This is a genomic window from Amycolatopsis sp. NPDC006131 (assembly GCF_040614175.1).
Lineage (GTDB): Bacteria > Actinomycetota > Actinomycetes > Mycobacteriales > Pseudonocardiaceae > Amycolatopsis_E > Amycolatopsis_E tucumanensis.
Genome location: NZ_JBEXTX010000004.1, coordinates 121,354 through 139,680 on the forward strand (window position 1 = coordinate 121,354; position 18,327 = coordinate 139,680).

The 18,327-nt window shown below is 71.8% G+C and carries 22 protein-coding genes; 11 read left to right on the forward strand and 11 right to left on the reverse strand.

All coding sequences use genetic code 11. The features are described from left to right. Nucleotides 1-230: 230 nt before the first annotated feature. The 6 genes from crcB (ABZ215_RS04260) to ABZ215_RS04285 all read left to right on the forward strand — a co-directional run bounded on the left by crcB (ABZ215_RS04260) (nt 231) and on the right by ABZ215_RS04285 (nt 3,869). Nucleotides 231-602, forward strand: coding sequence for a fluoride efflux transporter CrcB (gene crcB, locus ABZ215_RS04260; RefSeq protein WP_354947765.1), 372 nt, complete (start codon nt 231-233; stop codon nt 600-602). Continuing rightward, nucleotides 599-970 carry a fluoride efflux transporter CrcB gene (crcB, locus tag ABZ215_RS04265; protein ID WP_354947662.1) on the forward strand — a complete coding sequence of 124 codons (372 nt, stop codon included), beginning with the start codon at nt 599-601 and terminating at the stop codon, nt 968-970. Before crcB (ABZ215_RS04260) ends, crcB (ABZ215_RS04265) begins: the two co-directional genes overlap by 4 nt. Before the next feature lie 31 nt (nt 971-1,001). Further along, entirely contained in the window at nt 1,002-1,739 is a 738-nt protein-coding gene (locus tag ABZ215_RS04270) for a dienelactone hydrolase family protein (protein ID WP_020418318.1), read from the forward strand. Nucleotides 1,740-1,750: 11 nt separating this feature from the next. Then, nucleotides 1,751-2,029, forward strand: a complete 279-nt coding sequence (locus ABZ215_RS04275; protein WP_017985600.1) for a DUF6295 family protein — start codon at nt 1,751-1,753, stop codon at nt 2,027-2,029. A 236-nt stretch (nt 2,030-2,265) separates the two neighbouring features. Then, on the forward strand, nt 2,266-3,537 hold the full coding sequence (locus tag ABZ215_RS04280) for a YeeE/YedE family protein (RefSeq protein WP_020418316.1): 1,272 nt from the start codon (nt 2,266-2,268) through the stop codon (nt 3,535-3,537). 95 nt (nt 3,538-3,632) lie between these two features. Then, nucleotides 3,633-3,869 (forward strand): hypothetical protein, encoded by a 237-nt coding sequence (locus ABZ215_RS04285; protein ID WP_020418315.1) that lies wholly within the window; start codon nt 3,633-3,635, stop codon nt 3,867-3,869. A gap of 427 nt (nt 3,870-4,296) precedes the next feature. On the opposite strand, the gene ABZ215_RS04290 is transcribed toward ABZ215_RS04285, so the two are convergent. From ABZ215_RS04290 to ABZ215_RS04315, 6 genes are all read right to left on the reverse strand, one after another. Next, on the reverse strand, nt 4,297-4,503 hold the full coding sequence (locus ABZ215_RS04290) for a hypothetical protein (protein WP_354947664.1): 207 nt from the start codon (nt 4,501-4,503) through the stop codon (nt 4,297-4,299). Nucleotides 4,504-4,531: 28 nt separating this feature from the next. Then, on the reverse strand, nt 4,532-6,193 hold the full coding sequence (locus ABZ215_RS04295; RefSeq protein WP_354947666.1) for a hypothetical protein: 1,662 nt from the start codon (nt 6,191-6,193) through the stop codon (nt 4,532-4,534). A gap of 60 nt (nt 6,194-6,253) precedes the next feature. Then, the gene (locus tag ABZ215_RS04300) at nt 6,254-8,092 is read right to left on the reverse strand and encodes a hypothetical protein (protein ID WP_354947668.1); all 1,839 of its coding nucleotides are present in this window, start codon (nt 8,090-8,092) and stop codon (nt 6,254-6,256) included. 173 nt (nt 8,093-8,265) lie between these two features. Beyond that, nucleotides 8,266-9,228, reverse strand: a complete 963-nt coding sequence (locus tag ABZ215_RS04305) for a chitinase (protein WP_354708788.1) — start codon at nt 9,226-9,228, stop codon at nt 8,266-8,268. A gap of 13 nt (nt 9,229-9,241) precedes the next feature. After that, nucleotides 9,242-10,390, reverse strand: a complete 1,149-nt coding sequence (locus tag ABZ215_RS04310; RefSeq protein WP_354708790.1) for a beta-1,3-glucanase family protein — start codon at nt 10,388-10,390, stop codon at nt 9,242-9,244. Between the two features lie 141 nt (nt 10,391-10,531). Next, entirely contained in the window at nt 10,532-10,810 is a 279-nt protein-coding gene (locus ABZ215_RS04315; RefSeq protein WP_228685023.1) for a PASTA domain-containing protein, read from the reverse strand. Nucleotides 10,811-11,053: 243 nt separating this feature from the next. Between ABZ215_RS04315 and ABZ215_RS04320 the strand changes: the two genes are divergently transcribed. Continuing rightward, complete coding sequence (locus tag ABZ215_RS04320; RefSeq protein ID WP_354947670.1) at nt 11,054-11,401, forward strand: hypothetical protein; 348 nt, start codon at nt 11,054-11,056, stop codon at nt 11,399-11,401. A 55-nt stretch (nt 11,402-11,456) separates the two neighbouring features. Then, nucleotides 11,457-12,008 (forward strand): DUF305 domain-containing protein, encoded by a 552-nt coding sequence (locus tag ABZ215_RS04325; RefSeq protein WP_354947672.1) that lies wholly within the window; start codon nt 11,457-11,459, stop codon nt 12,006-12,008. A gap of 34 nt (nt 12,009-12,042) precedes the next feature. Here the strand turns inward: ABZ215_RS04325 and ABZ215_RS04330 are convergent, their stop codons facing one another. Continuing rightward, nucleotides 12,043-12,306, reverse strand: a complete 264-nt coding sequence (locus tag ABZ215_RS04330) for a DUF3040 domain-containing protein (protein WP_020418306.1) — start codon at nt 12,304-12,306, stop codon at nt 12,043-12,045. 197 nt (nt 12,307-12,503) lie between these two features. Between ABZ215_RS04330 and ABZ215_RS04335 the strand changes: the two genes are divergently transcribed. Continuing rightward, complete coding sequence (locus ABZ215_RS04335; protein WP_354708793.1) at nt 12,504-13,859, forward strand: MFS transporter; 1,356 nt, start codon at nt 12,504-12,506, stop codon at nt 13,857-13,859. On the opposite strand, the gene ABZ215_RS04340 is transcribed toward ABZ215_RS04335, so the two are convergent. From ABZ215_RS04340 to ABZ215_RS04355, 4 genes are all read right to left on the reverse strand, one after another. Further along, on the reverse strand, nt 13,848-15,068 hold the full coding sequence (locus tag ABZ215_RS04340) for an MFS transporter (RefSeq protein WP_354947674.1): 1,221 nt from the start codon (nt 15,066-15,068) through the stop codon (nt 13,848-13,850). The genes ABZ215_RS04335 and ABZ215_RS04340 overlap by 12 nt on opposite strands. A 231-nt stretch (nt 15,069-15,299) precedes the next feature. Beyond that, on the reverse strand, nt 15,300-15,602 hold the full coding sequence (locus tag ABZ215_RS04345) for a hypothetical protein (protein WP_354947676.1): 303 nt from the start codon (nt 15,600-15,602) through the stop codon (nt 15,300-15,302). Nucleotides 15,603-15,620: 18 nt separating this feature from the next. Then, nucleotides 15,621-16,373: a ZIP family zinc transporter gene (locus ABZ215_RS04350; protein ID WP_020418302.1), complete on the reverse strand. Its 753-nt coding sequence runs from the start codon at nt 16,371-16,373 to the stop codon at nt 15,621-15,623. A gap of 103 nt (nt 16,374-16,476) precedes the next feature. Next, entirely contained in the window at nt 16,477-16,668 is a 192-nt protein-coding gene (locus ABZ215_RS04355) for a MerR family transcriptional regulator (RefSeq protein ID WP_020418301.1), read from the reverse strand. Between the two features lie 420 nt (nt 16,669-17,088). Here ABZ215_RS04355 and ABZ215_RS04360 point away from each other — a divergent pair, with 420 nt between their 5' ends. Both ABZ215_RS04360 and ABZ215_RS04365 read left to right on the forward strand, forming a co-directional pair. After that, the gene (locus ABZ215_RS04360) at nt 17,089-17,676 is read left to right on the forward strand and encodes a helix-turn-helix domain-containing protein (RefSeq protein WP_354947678.1); all 588 of its coding nucleotides are present in this window, start codon (nt 17,089-17,091) and stop codon (nt 17,674-17,676) included. Next, the gene (locus ABZ215_RS04365; RefSeq protein WP_354947680.1) at nt 17,673-18,320 is read left to right on the forward strand and encodes an enoyl-CoA hydratase-related protein; all 648 of its coding nucleotides are present in this window, start codon (nt 17,673-17,675) and stop codon (nt 18,318-18,320) included. Before ABZ215_RS04360 ends, ABZ215_RS04365 begins: the two co-directional genes overlap by 4 nt. Nucleotides 18,321-18,327 lie beyond the last annotated feature (7 nt).

Genomic DNA, 18,327 nt, shown 5'->3' on the forward strand with positions numbered 1-18,327 from the left:
TGGGAGTGCACGCGCGGGCGAGGGAGAAGGTGCTGTTGATGAGCAAGACCGACGAGCGCGTCATCGGTGACACGCCGATCTTCGAGGCGCTGCGCGAGGAGTTCGACTTCGACCGCCTGCTCGAGGACCTGGTCGAGGAGCCGAAGCAGGCCGAGTGAGACGTTACGGTGGTGGCTGTGAGCGGTGATCCCGGCACGGCCACCACCACTCGCCGATCGCAGGCCCCCGTCTTGGCGGCCGTGGCGGTCGGCGGTGGGATCGGTGCGCTGGCCAGATACGAACTGGCCACCACCTGGCCCACGGCCCCGGGCCACTTCCCCTGGACCACGTTCGCCATCAACGTCAGCGGCTGCCTGCTGATCGGCGTCCTGATGGTGCTGGTCACCGAGGTCCGCGTGGCGCATCCCCTGGTCCGGCCCTTCCTCGGGGTCGGCGTCCTCGGTGGGTTCACCACGTTTTCCACCTACGCCGTGGAGATCCAGGGGCTGCTGAAGCCCGGCTCGGCGGGCGTCGCGCTCGCCTACTTCGGCGGCACGCTTCTCGCGGCTGGGCTCGCGGTCCTCACCGGGGTCGCCGTCACGCGCCGGCTGGCAGGCCGATGACGGCCGTCCTCGTCGTCGCCGGCGCGCTGGTCGGCGCGCCCCTGCGCTACCTCACCGACCGCGCTGTGCGGTCCCGGCACGACGGCCCGTTCCCGTGGGGCACGCTGCTGGTCAACCTGGCCGGATGCCTGGTGCTCGGCGGCCTCACCGGCGCCGGCACCGCGTTGCCCGCCCCGCTGCTCGCGCTGCTCGGCACCGGTTTCTGCGGCGCGCTGACCACCTACAGCACGTTCAGCTACGAGACGTTGCGGCTGGTCGAACAGAAGGCGTACTTCTACGCGGCGATGAACATCGTGGTCAGCATCGCCGCCGGGATCGGTGGCGCGTATGCCGGATTTGCCGCTGTGCAGGCGTTTTTGGCGGTGTGACGAGGACCTCGCGCCGTGCCAGGCTGACGCCATGACCGATGCGATGCGGGCCGAGACCGTCAGGATCACCGGGCACGGTGGCGACGAGATCGAGGCCTACCTGGCCACGCCACTGGACCCGGCGCCACGCGGCGGGGTGGTGGTGATCCACCACATGCCCGGCTACGACGAGGCGACCAAGGAGATCGTGCGGCGCTTCGCCGTGCACGGCTACCACGCGATCTGCCCCAACCTCTACTGGCGCGAGGCGCCGGGCGCGGACCCCGACGACGCCGCCGCGACCGCCCGCGCCCAGGGCGGCGTCCCGGACGAGCGGCTCGTCGGGGACGTCGAGGGCGCGGCGAACCACCTGAAGGGGCTGGACGGCGCCAACGGCAAGATCGGCGTGATCGGCTACTGCTCCGGTGGGCGGCAGACGTTCCTGACCGCGTGCAGCATCCGGATCGACGCCGCGGTCGACTGCTACGGCGCGTTCGTCGTCAACGACCCGCCGCCGCAGATGGCCGGGATGAAGCCGCTGCTGGGGCTCGCGCCGCAGCTGTCGTGTCCGCTGCTCGGGCTGTTCGGCGCCGAGGACAAGTTCCCCTCGCCCGAGGAGGTCGCGACGCTGTCCGCCGAGCTCGACCGGCTGGGCAAACCACACGAGTTCCACACCTACGAAGGCGCCGGACACGGGTTCTTCTCGGTCGACCGGCCCAGCTACCGCCCGGAGGCCGCGGTCGACGGGTGGCGGCGGGTCTTCGACTTCTTCGGCGAGCACCTGGTTTGAGGAGAGACGACATGTGCACCTACCTGACCGAGCAGATCGAGATCGACGGCAGCGGCAAATCGGCGCGGGGGTGGATCCCGCTGACGCACGCCTCGGTGTACGTCGACCACCCGACACACGCGCAGTACGCGCACACCGTGAACATCGACTTCCTCAACCCGGCGGAAGGGCCGTCGGCGCGGGTGCCGGTGGAGCTGACCGAGGAGGCCGCGCTGGCACTGGCGGACGCGATCCACCGGGCGATCGCCTCCGCGCCGAAGGGGCTCGCCTCGGCGAAGCAGCCGATGTGACCGTCGAGGACGGGCTGCCGACGGTGCGCCACGCTCTCGGCAGCCCCCCAGGGCGGTTTGACCGGTCGAACTCGGGGACCGCAGTGGGCGAGAACTCCTCTGAAGTTGTGCGGCCAACCGCAGATGTGACCGGATAAGCCCATGGCGTACCGCACTCTGGGATGACCTGGGCGAATGGTTCACGGAGTCTTAACGTTGTCCGTGGTTGACCCCCATGGCCCGTTTTGGAGTGCTCTGTGTCCGCTGTCACCGACCGGCCCCCGGCCGGCAACTTCCTGCTGCGCTCGCCCACCTCGTGCGCCGCGCCGATTCCGGAGCCGGAGGCGCCCGTCCGCTGGGTGCCGCTCGCGATCTCGGCCGCCGGGTCCGTCGCGCTGAGCTGGTACGTCTGGGCCACCTACGGCGGCAAGTTCGGCGCGCTGCTGGTCATCGGGCTGTTCCTCGGCCTCGCGCTGTACCACTCGCGCTTCGGCTTCACCTCCGCGTGGCGGCAGCTCATCGCGGTCGGCAACGGTGAGGGCCTGCGTGCCCACGCCCTGCTGCTCGGCACCGCCGCGACCCTGATCGCCCTGCTCATCGGCACCGGCACCGGCCTGTTCGGCACCACGCCGAAGGCCACCGCGGGACCGATCGGGCTCGCGTTGTTCGTCGGCGCCGCGTTGTTCGCCGTCGGCATGCAGCTCGGTGGCGCGTGCGCGTCCGGCACGTTGTTCGCGGTCGGGTCCGGGCAGTCGTCGATCGTGCTCACGCTGGGCGGGTTCATCGCCGGATCGGTCCTCTACACCTGGGCGTTCCCGCTCTTCGACGGCTGGCCGCAGGTGTCCGGCGTGCTGCTCGCCGACCACGTCGGCTGGTTCGGCTCGTGGGCCATCACCATCGCGGTGCTCGGGCTGGTCGTCGTCGCCACGCGGGTGGTCCAGGCGCGCCGCAACCCGCCGCCGGTCGGCGTTCCGCCCACCGCGAAGGGCTTCGCCCGCGTGTTCCGCGGCTCGTGGCCGCTGCTCGTCGGCGCGGTCGTGCTGGCCGTGCTCGCCGCCGCGGTCGTGCTCGTCTCGGGTGGCACCTGGGGCGTCACGTTCGCCTTCGCCCTGTGGGGCGCGAAGTTCCTGCAGCTGATCGGCCTGCACCCGGAAACCTGGGAGTTCTGGCAGACCACGAGCAACGCCAAGTCGCTGGCGAGTCCGATCTGGACGGACAAGACGAGCCTCACCGACATCGGCATCATCCTGGGCGCCGCCGTCGCCGCCGCGGCCGCGGGAACCTGGAAGATCCACTCGGAGATCCCGTGGCGCACGGCGATCGCGTCCGTCCTCGGTGGAATCCTGATGGGCATCGGCGCCCGGCTCGCCGGCGGCTGCAACATCGGCGCCTACCTGGCCGGCATCTCCACCGGCAGCCTGCACGGCTGGCTGTGGGGCATCTTCGCGCTGGGCGGCACGTGGATCGGCCTGAAGCTGCGGCCGCTGTTCGGGCTCGCCAACCCGAAGCCGGCCGACTCGATCTGCTGACCTTCCCAAGCCCTGGAATGGCAGGACAACCGCCGGGTTGTCCTGCCATTCTTCGTTGCGGGGAAGGAAAATCCCCGACAGAGAAAGGTGGGAACATGAAGAAGACCGTGATCCGGGGCCTCGTCGCGAGCGCCCTCGCCGGGGCGGCCGTGCTCGGCGCCGCGGCACCCGCGCTGGCCGCTCCCGCGCCGGGCGACGTGGCCGTGGTGGACGAGCCGGACACGACCAACCTCGACAACGCCTACACCTTCGCGCCGCTGGGCGTGCCGGTGATCGGCCTGGTCCGGTCGATCAACGCGGCGCCGGGCAAGCTGCTGCCGAGCTTCGGCTGAGGTTGAACACGGAGGAGCCCCGCGCCACCCACCTGGCGCGGGGCTCTTTCTGTTCGGGCCGCCGGGGACGGTTGGTGGGTGGGTCGGGCTGCGTGAGCTCGTGCGGGGGCCTGCGGCCGAGTGGCGGAGGACCGGGCTGGAGCACGGAAGAGCCCCGCGCCACCCACCTGGCGCGGGGTTCTTTCTGTTCGGGCCGCCGGGACGGTTGGCGGGGGGCGAGCCGGGCGCAGGCTGCGCGAGTTCGCGCGGGAGCCCGCTGTCGAGGTGCGGAGGGGCTGGGTGGAGCACGCAAGAGCTCCGCGCCACCGGCAGTGCCTGGCAGTGCCTGGCATGGACCGCCGCCTGCCGCCGGGCTGCGGCGGCGCCGGGCCGGAGCACGAAAGAGCCCCGCGCCACCCACCTGGCGCGGGGCTCCTCCTGGTCCCGCTCAGCCCGCCAGTTCGGTCAGCAGGCCGTAGACCGGGGCCAGCACCGTGGTCGGCGCCCCGATCGTCGGGTCGAGCAGGGGGCCCGCGTCGGCTCCCGGGCCGAGCCAGATCGGCACCTCGTCGGCGCTCGCGACGCCGCCGCCGAGCCCCAGCGCCGCGGCCGCGATCACGCCGCCCGCCAGCACCCTCGCCACACTCCTGCGCACTTGCACTCTCCTTTCTGCTCCGCCCGTCTCAACCGAGCGGAAAACTGATCGGCACGACCGTCCCCTGTGGAACGAAGAACCCGGCACCCTCACCCGGCACGTCCATGCCCGGCGCGTGCGGCTGTCCCGGCGCCATCGGCATCGCGTTGACCTGCGCCGCCGCGAACAGCTGCACCCGCGGCGGTTCGGGCTGCTCCGGGCCGAGCCACTGCCGGAACCCGGTCACCGTCGCCGCCTCGCCGGGGAACGCGTTGTCCAGCGCCACGGCGTAACTGACCGCCGCCTGCTCGCGCGGGTCGAACCGCAGCGGCACCGTCGAGCTGGCGACCGTGTTCACCAGCGGCCCGGTCAGCAACCACGGCGCGACGTACAGCCCGTACGGGTACGCCGGCCGCTCCCGCTGCGCCGCGGCCGCACCGTCCAGCGCCGACGCCGCCTGCGCCCACCCGGACACCACCACCAGCGCCGCACCGTCCGGCCGCACGGCGACACCACCAGCCGCAGCCGCGTCCCGGACCACCCGGGCCGCCTCCGTGCCCCGCGCCGACGAATCGCCGACGACCGTGATCGAGCCGGTCCCGCGGGCGGCCAGGAAACCGACGAGCTTGCGCAGCGCGTCCGCGTCCGCTTCGGACAGTGCGTCCGCCGGGCAGCTGGTCAGCACGTCCTTCCGCCCGGCGACCAGACCGCCCAGCGCGGTCGTCGCGCACTCCGGTCCGTCCGGGCCGGACGCCGTCGCGACCCCGCTCGCCGAACCGGTGTCCACCTCGATGGTCCGGCCGGACACCACAACCGAGCTGCGCCCCGCGGGCAGGTCGACCTCGGCCCAGAACCCGGAGGCCCCCGGCCGCGCCACCGCCTGGACGGCCGGCCCGTCCCCGACCGCGACCGACCCGGCCGTGGACAGGTGGACGAGGTTCCGCCCGGGCCGCTGCGGGCTCACCAGCACCGGCGTGCCACCCGCGTCGGCGAGCAACGGCACCCCGGGCACCGGCAGCTCGGCCGGCTCCGGCAGGGCGACGAACGCGCTCCACGCCACGAACGCGGCCGCGACGCCGACGACCGCGACCCGCCGCCACAACACGGCCGCCACGATCGGCAGCACGAACGCGGCCAGCAACGCGATCCCGAACCCGGTCTCGTACAGCCGCCGGTCGAACGCCACTCCGGACAGGACCAGCTGCACCGCGCCCGCCAGCGCCAGCACACCGCCGAGCGTCCAGGACAGCGGACCGAGCCGGGGCGTCTCCGCGCGCGCCAGCGCCAGCGACGCCAGCCCGAACCAGGCGGCCGTCGCCCCGACGTAGACCGTGTCGATCGCGAACTCCACCCCGGACCGGCCGAGCGCGGTCTCCAGGACCAGCAACACCAGCAGCGCGGTGGCCACCCAGCGGCCCACCGGCGGCCGCCGCGTGGTCAGCACCGGCACGGCCAGCACCAGCAGCGCGTGCACGACCGCGCCGACGACGTTGACGTCGAAGGCCACCGCCGACACCACGGCCAGCACTGCCGACAGACCGCCCAGCACGGCGGTGACCTGCCACAACCGGCGGGGCAGCGTCTCCACCCGCGGCCGCAGCAGCCCGATCCCCGCGACGAAGGCCGTGGCGGGCAGCAGCACCAGCCGCACGATCAGCGCGGCCAGATCCAGCCCGGCGGAGCCGGTGACCGGATGGGACCCGTGGTCCATGAGTTACCTCTTCCGCGCACCGTCCGTGCGGGGCCGGGGACGGCCCCGCACGGAGAGCGCTTACTTCACGTCCGCGTCGGCGACGACGAACAGTTCCGAGTGGGGCTTCGCGTTGCCGAAATCGCCGTGCGGCCACGACTTCCGGTTGAAGTTGATGCCCACCTGGCGGGTGAACTCGTCGCGGAAGTCCTGGTCCACCGTGGCCTTGCCGTCCGGCGACAGCTTCACGATGTTGACCTTGTGGTCACCGTCCAGCCCGGACCGGGCGACGAAGTAGTTCGACACCGCGAGCCGGTCCGGCGAGGTGACCTCGTGGTAGAAGCCGTCCTCGCCCAGCTCGAAGTTGTCGTACGCGCCCCAGTGCGGGCCCGCCCCGGGGGTGCCCGGGTTGATCGGCGCCGCACCGGCGAGCGTGGGCAGCACCCCGTTGTCCGCGCCGCTGCGCGCCTGCTCCTTGGTCTGGATGCCGGGGCCCGCCCAGTCCGGACCCTGCGCGAGCAGGTTCTCGATGTTCAGGATGTAGACGCCACCGGTGGTGCCGGGGTCGTCCGGCCCGAGGGTGCCCTTCTGCCGCCCCTGGATGGCGCGGTAGAGGAACCGGTCGTCCGGGCTGGTCTGGATCCAGCCGCCGTTGGAGCTGGCGCCGATGCTGTCGTTGTTGCCCAGCGCCCGGTTCGCCGCGCCGTCGTCCCACACCTGGTACCAGTGGGGCTCGGCCTTGGTGATGTCCGGCGTGTAGAACACCGCGCCGCCCTGCATGGTCTGGGCGAAGGCGCCCTTGTGCCCGGGCAGGTTGGTCACCGTGGTCTCCATGACCGCGCGGCTCTCCGCGTAGAGCGGGTCGTAGTCCCCGGCGCGCGGGCCGTCCGGCAGGTAGGACACGGCCTTGAGCTTCGGGTTGTTGCGGTCGGAGATGTCCCAGGTCCGGACCGTCGGGCGGCGCAGGTACGGGGACGGCTGCTTGACCGGGTCGAGGATGATGTTCCGCGGCTCGGCGTAGTCGCTGGTCACCAGCGTGTTCAGGTCCTCGCGGGCCTGGATGCCGTGCGGGTTGGCGCAGGTCGGCTGGCCCAGCGTCGGCAGGTTCTCGCACAGCTTCGCGTTGTCGCCCTGCGGCGTGGCGGCCGAGGTCTGCGACAGGACCTGCGCGTTCTGGTCGAACCGCACGACCTCGCCGGGGCTGCCCGCGAAGCCGTTGCTGATCACGGTCTGGCCGTTGGCGTAGGTGTACGGGCCGGGCGCGACCGGGCCACCCATGTAGGTGCCGTAGGCCGTCCCGTCCTTGAGCACCCAGTAGGCGTCCGGGACCGACCCGCCGAGGGTCTGCGTCGGCAGGCTGACGCCCTTGAGCTTGAGCTGCGGCAACGCGCTCACGTCGAACGCGTAGGTCGCGGCCGCGAACAACGCGCCGGCGTAGATCGTGTCGCCCTTGTGCCACACGTACTGCATGTGGTGCGGCTCGTTCTCGACCAGCGGGCCGACGGTGGCGGTGTTGACGACCTTGCCGTACGTCGGGGAGCCCTCGGTCGCGTCGATGACGGCGAGGAAGTCCGGTCCGGGCAGCGCGTTCTTCGCCTTGTTGAGCCCGCCGCTGATGGTGCCGGGCAGGTTCTTGACGTCCTTGACGACGGTGTCCGCGATGTTCTCGTCGCCCGCCCACACGAGCAGCCATTCCTTACGCTGCCCATTGTTTTCACTGCGAATTTTATTGACGTCGCCGCCGACCAGGTGGTTCTCCACCCAGTACTGCTTTCCGTCGGCCCCGGTTTTCGAATCGGTGACCACCTGCACGTCGGCGTAGGCGCTGCTCGTGCCCGTGTAGGTCACGGCGCCGGCGGCCAGTGCGACAGCCGCCGTGCCCGTCAGTATTTTTCGCCATGACGGCGATTTCAGGCGCATGCCTTCTCCATGTTCCGTTCCCTGAATCTGTGCCCGGGAATTGGGCGGAACGGAATGGTTCCGCGCGGCGCCGAGGGGTGTCAAAGCAGTGTCAAAGGTTGGGAATAACCCACGCAAAAAGTTCCCCGTGTCACCCTGACGAGTGACACGGGGACAGTGTCCAGTACGGACAGTCAGCCGAGCGCGTCCAAGTGCGCCCGCACCGGTGTGGAGAACGCCCAGCCCGACGAGGCGTCCCAGTTGACCGACCACGTCATCACGCCGCTGATACCGGGCCACGCGGTCGACGGCACGTAGGACCCGCAGCCGGTCCGCGTCGCCAGGCAGTCGAGCGCCGCGTTCACCACCGAGGGCGCCACGTACCCGCTGCCCGCCGCCTGCGCGGTCGCCGGCAACCCGATCGCGACCTGGTCCGGCCGCAGCACCTGCAGCAGGTGGCAGGCCTGCGCGGTGATGAAGTCGACACTGCCCTGCGACACCACCCGCCCGTCGCACCCGAGCATCGAGCCGGAGTTGTAGTACTGCGTGTGCACGACGGTGATCAGCGGTTTCACGCTCTCGATCAGCGTCAGGTACCGGCCGCCGGGCTGCACGTCGAGCGTCTGCGGCGCCATCGTGACCAGGAAGCCGTCGCCCATGCGGTCGTGCACCTGGGTCACCGCGCTCGCGGTGTTCGCCGCGTCGAAGGTGCCCTCCAGGTCGATGTCGATGCCCTGGACGCCGAACTCGGTCGCGACGCGGGTGAACGAGTCGACGAAAGCGCTCACCCGGTCGGCGCTGCTCAGGTCGATGTTGCCCCGCTCGCCGCCGATCGACAGCACGATCGACTTGCCCGCCGCCTTCTTGGCGGCGATGTCGGCCTTCAGGTCGGCGTCGGAGTAGCCGCCGAGCGCGTTCGACAAGTCCGGGTCCACGCCGAAGGTCACCGCGCCGGGCGTGGCGGGGTCGGCGTTGGCGAAGGCGAGCACGATGACGTCGTAGGCGTCGGGCACCTGCGACAGCTTCAGCGGCTGCGCCGAGTTCACGAAGTTCTGCCAGTAGCCGGTGAGCTGCTTGGACGGCAACGCGGCCTGCGCGGGCGTCCAGCCGAGCGCGACGAGGAGTCCGGCGAGCACGAGCACGATCAGTCGTTTCATGTGCGAGCCTTTCCTAGAACGGGGTGAGGGTGACGGTGCAGGACCGCGGGGCGGGGTCTTCGATGTAGGAGGCGAACCCGCCGACGTCGTCGAACGCGAAGCCGTACGCCCGCCCGTCCGCGGTGGCGGTGTGCATGATCCGGGCGTAGTGGTTGGTCACCGCCGCGCGGTAGAACGCGCCGGGGTCGGAGACCGGCTGGTTCGGGTTGTCCAGCAGCGTCGAGCGGTTCAGCGCGGCGCCGAGCAGTGCCGCGACCGGGCCGGTGAGCCCGTCGTTCGGCGCGGCCAGCGCGCCGTCGCAGAACAGGATGTCCCGTGTGGACGGTCGCCGGATCGGCGACGCGGTGCGGCCGGAGCCGTCCCGGACGACGAGGTTGCCGTCGGACCCGACGCGCCCGGTGAAGACCGCGGATCCGGTGTCCAGCCGCAGGTCCGTGCCCGCGTACTTGGCCCACACCGCGTCGGTGTAGCTGTCGAAGTAGGTGGCGGAGAACCGGCCGGCGTCCAGGCCGTGACCGGGCGCGATCACCCGCAGGTCGTCCACCACCAGGTTCGCGAAGTCCGGCTGCGCCCGGATCTGGTCGAAGATCTGCGCCCGGCCGCCCGCCTTGAGCGTGCCGGTGCTCTGTGACGCGGCGCCGGTGAGCTGGATCGACAGCGGCACGCTGAACTGGTCGACCATGGTGGTGTTGCAGTGCATGCCCAGGTCGTCGAGCGTGAACTCGACGAAGTCGTGCAGGATCCGGTAGTTCGGGTCGCTCGCCACCCACCCCGCCGGGTACTGCAGCGCCGGGCGGCCGGCGCCGTCGGTGACGGCCTTGAACTTGAGCTTCTGCCCCAGCGCGAAGTACAGGCGCCCGGACATCGGCGGCACGTTGATCGTGGTGGCGCCGCCGGCGTTCAGCGGGATCGCGTAGTCGGTGAACCCGTCAGAACCGTTGTCGGACAACGAAACCGGCGCGATGGACCCGTCCGCGCGGACCCGGAACTGGTTGCCCGCGCTGTCGGTGCCGACCAGGTAGCACCAGATCGAGGTGTTCGCGAACTCGCCGCTGTCGTTGACGATCGTCAGGGGCAGCGCGGTGGCCGCGCTCGCCGGTCTGACGGAGAGCGCCACCGCTCCGGCGCTCGCGGCGAGGAGGAAGCTCCGGCGACTCAGCATCGGCAGACCCTTTCATCCGATCGAGTGGATGGTCTATACCAATGTGAGTGGCGCGCGCGGTAACGGACAATAGGCTCATCAGGTGAAGTGCTGACAGGCGTTGTCCGGTCGCGGGACGGCCGGGAAGGGGCGGCTGCCCGATCAGGCAGGCTGGAGGGTGTCGGCCTCTTCGGTCGGCGGCGGCGTGATCGGGTCGTCCGACGGGCGGCGGCCGTGCTGGGTGATCAGGACGACCGTGGCGCCCTGCTCGGCGCCAGCCGTGCCGATGGGCGCCTGTGCGACGACCACGCCCTCCTCGGGTGCGGGCATGCCCTCGGGCCCGGCGGGGACCAGCCCGGCGCGGCGCACGATCGAGCACGCGTCGTCCGCGCCGAGGCCAACGACGTCGGGCACTTCGACTACCGGCCGGTGCCGCCGCATGTGACCAGTCTAGGCGCAGATCGACGACGTGCGCCGCGATCCGGAACCGGGTATACCGGGCATGTCGACAACGACCCAGGGAGGACGCCATGGTGCACCCCGTGCCTCCCGGTCCCGAGCCCATCCCGCCCGGGCCGGGTCCCGATCCGGTGCCGCCGCCACCGCCCGAACCGCCGGTGCCGCCGACCCCGCCGGAGCCCCCGATGCCGCCGCCCGATCCACCGCTCGGCATATCCTGATCGCGTGACGGTGACCGGCTGGCGACGAGCGGTGCTGCTGTGCCTGCTCGCGTTCGGCCTGGTCGGCATGCACCACATCGCCGGAGCGGACCACCCGGAGAGCGCGGTCGTGACCGTGGTCGCCCACACCGGGCAACCCGACGGCGACCACGGCCACGGCATGACGCACGACGTGCTGCACCTGTGCCTCGCCGTGCTGCTGGCCGGGGTGCTGCTCGGCCTGTGGACGGTGCTGCGCGCGGTGCGGAACCCGCCGCTCGCCCGTCGCCCCGCCGGCCGTCCCCGCTCGCGGGCGCCGGACCGGCCGTCCGGTCGCGCGGTGCTCGCCGGCCTCTGCGTGCTGCGGCTGTGATCGGCGCTCGTCCGCCGAATTCGCAGTAGCAAACACATGAGAGGTTTCCTTACCCATGCGCAAGACCATGGGCGGCCTGCTGCTGGCCGCCACCCTCCTGACCGGTTGCGGGACCCAGCCGCACGAGTCCCACGGCACCACCACGACCGCGGCCGAGCAGCAGGCCGGTCACAACCAGGCCGACGTCGACTTCGCCCGGATGATGATCCCGCACCACGAAGGTGCGCTCGCGATGGCGGAGCTGGCGCCCGGCCGCAGCACCGACCAGCGCGTGCTCGACCTCGCCGCCCGCATCCAGCGGGCGCAGGACCCGGAGATCCAGCAGATGCGCGGCTGGCTCACCCAGTGGGGCGCGCCGGCCACGCCGATGGACCACTCGATGCCGGGCGAGATGGGCCACGACGACATGGCCGCGCTCGAGCACGCCACCGGCGCCGAGTTCGACCGGCAGTTCCTGCGGATGATGATCGAGCACCACCAGGGCGCGATCGAGATGGCGCGGACCGAGCTGGCGGCGGGCTCGAACGCCGACGCGAAGGCACTGGCCCAGCGGATCATCGACAGCCAGCAGGCGGAGATCGCCGAAATGCAGGCGATGCTCGCCTGACCAGCGGGCGGCGGGGCGGGCGTCCGCCCCGCCGTCACGGCCGCAGCGCGCCGATCCGCAGGCACACGCCCGTGGTCAGGGCGAGGATGCCGACGAACAACAGGAACACGTTCGCGGTCACCGCGCCCAGCCCGATCAGGAGCGCGCCGAACGTCATCAACGCCAGGCACCCCAGCCTGCGGAACCGGCCGAGGTGGTGGAACCGGCCCTCGCGCAGCGCTCTGGTCAGCTCGGGATCGCTGATCTCGAACCACTGCTCGATCGCCCTGAGCTGCTGTTGCTCGTTCCGGCTCAACATGGGCCGCCCCTGGGTCGCCGTCGACTGGTCTGCACCGGCGGATACCCGGATCAGCGCAGGTCAATCCGGGTGGCGGTGGGTTCGACCGCTCGGGGTACGGCCGCTTCGCGTGTGGTGCGGCTCATCGCGGATCCCCTGGACCGGGTGGTTTTCCCGGTCCAGACCACGGGTACGCGGCGACGGTGCCAGACCAAAACGTGAGCGTCGCTGATCCGGCGGTGGTCAAGCGGGCGGTCGGCGCGGCGGCGATCGGCAACATCACCGAGTGGTACGACTTCGGCGTCTACGGCTACCTCACCACGACGATCAGCAAGGTCTTCTTCACCGACCTGTCCGGTCCGGTCGCGACGATCGCCACCTTCGGCTTGTTCGCGGTGTCGTTCCTGATCCGGCCGTTCGGCGGGTTGTTCTTCGGGCCGCTGTCCGACCGCATCGGCCGCAAGCGCGTGCTGTCGCTGACCGTCGTGCTGATGGCGCTGGGCACGTTCGCGATCGGCGTGGTGCCCGGGTACGAGGCGATCGGCATCGCCGCGCCGCTGCTGGTGCTGTTCGCCCGGCTGCTCCAGGGAGTCTCGACGGGCGGCGAGTACGGCAGCGCCATGACGTTCATCGCCGAGTACGCGCCGGACCGCCGCCGCGGGTTCCTGGGCAGCTGGCTCGAATTCGGCACCCTGACCGGGTATGCGTTCGGCGCGACGATCGCGACCGTGCTGACCGCGGTGCTCACCGAGGACCAGCTGCTGAGCTGGGGCTGGCGGATCCCGTTCCTGATCGCGCTGCCCATCGGCCTGGTCGGCCTCTACCTGCGGCTGCGGCTGGAGGAGACCCCGGCGTTCGCGAACTACGTCTCCGGCGAGGGGAAGCAGCGCGGGTCGGCCGGGCAGGAGTTCCGCACGATCTTCAGCCGCTACTGGCCCGCGATGCTGCTGTGCGCCGGGCTGGTGCTCGCCTGGAACGTCACGAACTACATGCTCACCAGCTACATGCCGACCTACCTGACCGACACGCTGCCCGGCCACGGCGAGGACGGGGTCGGGGAGACCGCGGCGCAGGTGCTGCAGATCGTGGTGCTCGTGCTGCTGATGGTGGTGGTCACGTTCCTCGGGCGGCTGTCGGACCGGTTCGGGCGCCGCCGGATCGTGATGGCGGGCTGTCTCGGGCTGGTCGTGTTGTCGTTGCCCGCCGTGCTGCTGCTCCGCGTCGGCGGGGACGTCGCGACGTTCGCCGGGCTGGCCGTGATGGGCCTGACGCTGGTGTGCTTCTCCAGCACGCTGCCCGCGACGCTGCCCGCGATGTTCCCGACGCACATCCGCGCCGGAGCGCTGTCGATCGCGTTCAACATCTCGGTGTCGCTGTTCGGCGGCACCACGTCGACCGTGATGGGAGCCCTGGTGGCCGGCACCGGCGACCTGAACTGGCCCGCGTACTACCTGATCGCGGCCGGTGTCGTCGGCGCGATCTGCATCCACCTGACGCGGGAGTCGGCGGGCCGGCCGTTGCAGGGCTCCCCGGCGATCGTCAGCCCCGACGAGCTGACCGGGTCACGCCGCTGAGGCGGCGAGCACGGGTTCGACGACCCGGCGGCGCGCCCGCTGCAGCGCGAGCGTCGCCGCACCGGTGGCGGCGAGGGTGACCACACCCGCGACCAGCAGGGCCTCGCTCGCGCCGAGCAGCTCGCACATCCAGCCGAGCAGCGGGGCGCCGGTCGCGCCCGCGGCCGCGGCGATCGCGCCGTCGATCGAGAGCACGCGGCCGCGCATGTCCTCGGCCGAGTCGAGCTGCAGCCGGGTGCTCTTCGCGGTGTCGATGAGGACCGCGCCTGCCGCGATCGGCAGGATCACCGCGCCGAAGCCGAGCATGCCGGGCAGGAAACCGCTGACGGTCTGCAGGAAGCTCGTGACCGCGGCGGCGCCGAGCAGGAGCGGGACGGTGAGCTCCCGCACGCGGGCCGCGATGATCCCGCCGATCACCGTGCCGACGGCGAACACGGACGACAGCAGCCCGTAGCCCGCGGCGCCCGAGTTCAGCGGCCCTTGGGCCATGGCGGCCATGGTGACCTGGTAGTTGCGGCCGAGGCCGGACAGCACGAAACCGAGCGTGAACAGGACGATCAGCACGTGGCTGCGGCGCACGTAGGCCACGCCGGCGCGGACCCCGGCGCGTTCGGCCTTGGCGACGGCGAGCGGGTGCAGTTCGGCCGTGCGGATCACCAGGACGGTGACGATGACGGCGACGAAGCTGGCCGCGTTGAGCACGAACAGGAGCGCGTCCCCGACCGCGGCGGCGAGCACGCCGGCCAGGCTCATGCCGAGCACGCGCCCGGCGGAGTTGATGATGCTGCCGAGGGCGAGCGCGTTGCCGAGGTCGTGGCGGGGGACGACCTGGCCCGCGAACCGGCCCAGCGCGGGGGATTCGAAGGCGCCGACCATGCCGGCGATGGCGGTGAGGCCGTAGATGGTGGCCAGCGGCATGTCCTGCCACACCATGAACGCCAGCAGCAGCGCGATGACCAGGTGGGTGGTCTGGCCGGCGAGGATGATCCGCCGGGGCGGGAACCGGTCGGCGATCGCGCCCGCCCAGGGGCCGATGAGCAGCGCCGGGAGAGTCGAGAGGAGGACCGACAGACCGACCGAGGTGGCCGAGCCGGTGCGGGCCATGACGACCCAGTTGAGGCCGAGTACCTGCATCCACGTACCGGTCACCGAGACGAAGTCGGCGGTCGCCCACAGGCGGTAGTTGTGGTTTCCGAGCGCGCGGATCATCGGCGGCATTTCTCGCCGCAAGGGTGTTTCCTTCCGAAGGAGCCGGGGTAGTCCCGAACGGGTCCCGGCGGTGGGACGTGCTTGAGGCCTGGGCCGGTCGGGGCCAAGACCTGCATTTCTGGGCACTCGCCCAGGCGCGTCACCACGCTACCGGCGGGTCAGCGAGCTGTCCTTGTGTCGATGGCTACAGCGGCCGCTGCTAACACTTCTCCCGTGTGGCGAGGGCCGCAGTCACACCCGGAACCGGAGCGGGGCGGAGTAGCGCCGGCGGGCGTGGTGCAGGCGCCGTCGCAGTGCCCAGGTGATCTTCCCGGCTTCCCGGCGCCGGTAGCCGAGGTCCACCTCCGCGCGGCAGGTGAACCAGACCGGCGCGAGCAGGTTCTGGTCGGCATCGGCCTGCAGAAAACCGACGCGCAGGTTCGTCCGGCGCACTTCGGGCTCGTGACCGAGCACGGCTCGCGCGATGCGGGTCGCGGTTTCCACGTCCGCGCTGGTCTGCACGTAGTAGCCGCCGCGGGTCCAGGCCTCGGTCATGATCCGATCCTGGCGCGATCAGGCCGCCCGTTCCAGGGCGAAGGCCGTCAGGAACCCGGCCGCCGTGATCAGGCCCGTCACCAGCTGCGCCTCCTCGAACGCCTCCGGCACCATCGTGTCCGCGATCATCGCCAGGATCGCGCCTGCCGCCACCGCCGTGATCACCGCGATGGTCTCCGGCGCCGCGCCGCCGAGGAGCAGGTTCCCCAGCAGTGCGGCGGCGCCACTGGCCAGCGCGATGCCGCCCCACACCCCGAACACGTACCGCGCGCTCCGGCCCGCCTGCTTCATGCCGGCCGCGCTCGACAACCCCTCCGGCACGTTCGAGATGAACACCGCGGCCAGCACGGACACGCCGATCCCGCCACCGCCGAGCAGCGACAGCCCCAGCACGACCGACTCCGGCACCCCGTCCAGCAGCGCCCCGATGGCGATCGCGCTGCCGCTGCCCCGCACCTCGTCCTCCGAGGGCTGCCGGCCGTGCGACCGCTTCCGGTGCCGCGCGCCGCGCCGGGCCAGCGCGACGTTCGCCAGCACGTACGCCACGGCCCCGCCGAGGAACCCGAACGCCGTCGGGAGCAGGCCGCCGGTGCGTTCGGCCTCGTCCACCAGGTCGAAGGCGAGCGCCGAGATCAGCACCCCGGCCCCGAAGGCCATGATCCAGGCGACCACCCGCGACGGTACGCGCGCGAACCACGCCACCGCGGCGCCGATCACGAGCGCCGCCCCACCGACCAGGCCCCACACCCCGGCTTCGAGCCACTCCGGCATCCGCACCTCCCGCGTCGTGTCCGGGGATCATCGTCGCGCGGCGGGCGTGGTTCTGCTCGGTACGGCGGTGGAAAGCGCTTACAACGGCGGTGGGCGGACCGTCCTAACCGGACGAGCTCTCCCGGCCCGGCCTGCGTTCACGTAGCGCGTCGAGCTGTTTGCGCACGTCCTCGACGTCCCAGCGGTACTGGCCGCCGGGAGTGACGAGCACCGGCCGGATCCAGCCGCGCTCGGCGTAACGGCTGATCGACCGCCGGGACAGGCCCAGCTCGGCCGCGAGTTCACCCGAGCCCACCGTACGTCGGCGTGCAGTCATGATCGTCACCGTATTGGGTGACCCGCCGGGGCCGCGCGGCCCATGGCCCGGTTGGCCTGCATAGCCTCCATGTCCTTGTCGGCCAAACCTTTTACCGGGTGGGGTAACGGGTCCGCCGAGCCGTCCGACTTCCGGGTCGGGAAGGGGCGACATGTCGAGATGGCGCCGGAGCGACACGGTGAGCCGCCGCGTGTTCCGGCGCGTGCGGTGTCCCCGGTGCGGACGGCGGCGGCGGGAAATGCGCGTGTTCGGCACGCTGCGGCATGACGCGTCCGGGAACCTCAAGCCGCGGTGGCAGGTCCGCCGCGAACTCGACGCGCAGGCCGACGCTTGGCACCCCGAGCCGCGCTGTGACCGCTGCCGCTAGTTTTAGAGCAGGTGCTCTGTTACTGTCCGGTCATGCCCCGGCCACGTGTGCACGACCTCGACCGGCTGCTCGACACCGCCGAGCGACTGGTCGCGGAGGACGGCGCGGTGTCGGTGCGCAGCCTGGCGAGCGCCGCCGGCGTGTCGAACGGGGCGATCTACCACGCGTTCGGCTCGATCGCGGCGTTGCTCGGCCGGGTGTGGCTGCGGGCGGCGACGGACTTCCTGGACCTGCAGTCGGAACTCGCCGACGCCGTGTCGCCCGAGGACGCGGTGGTCGCGGCCGCCGACGCCCCGGCCGTGTTCGCCGAGCGGCGCCCGCACGCGGCGCGGATGCTGCTGACCGTCGACAAGGACCAGCTGCTTGGCCCCGGTCTGCCGACCGAACTCGCCGATGCCCTGTTCGCACTGGACAAGCGCGTGGTGGCGTTGCTGGTCCGGCTGTCGCGGGCGATGTGGGACCGGCGGGACGCGGCGGCGGTCGGGGTGATGACGACGTGCGTGGTCGACTTGCCGACCGCGTTCTTCCGGCGGGAGCTGGACACCAGCGCCGACCACCGGGACCGGCTGGCCGCCGCCGTGCGGGCCGTTCTCGCTGTGCCACTTCGACCGAAGGGATGATCGTGCTGCATTTCGAAGACCCGGTGTACGCGCTCGACCTGGGCGCCGACGAGAACCGGTTCGCGCCGGACTGGCTGAAGGGCGTGCACACCGCGCTCGACACGGTCACCGGGAGTGCGTCCGCGCTGGTGACGATCGGGACCGGCAAGTTCTACTCGAACGGCCTCGACCTGGACTGGCTCTCCGCGCACGGCGACCAGGCGCAGAGCTACGTCGCCGACGTGCAGGACCTCCTCGCGCGCGTGCTGACGCTGCCGGTGCCCACGATCGCGGCGGTGAACGGCCACGCGTTCGGGGCGGGCGCGATGCTCGCCATGGCGCACGATTTCCGGATCATGCGCGCCGACCGGGGCTTCTTCTGCTTCCCGGAGGCCGACATCAACATCCCGTTCACCCCCGGCATGACGGCGTTGATCCAGGCCAAGCTGACCCCGGCCGCCGCGATCGCGTCGATGACCACGGGAACCCGCTTCGGCGGCCCGGACGCGCGCGAGCTCGGGCTGGTGGACGACACGGCGAGCGAGGCCGAGCTGCGTGACCGGGCGGTGGCGAGGGTGCGCCCCCTGGCCGGCAAGGACCCGGGCACGCTGGGCACGATCAAGGCGACGATGTTCGCGGCGGCGGTGTCCGCGCTGCGCGCCTGAGGTTCGC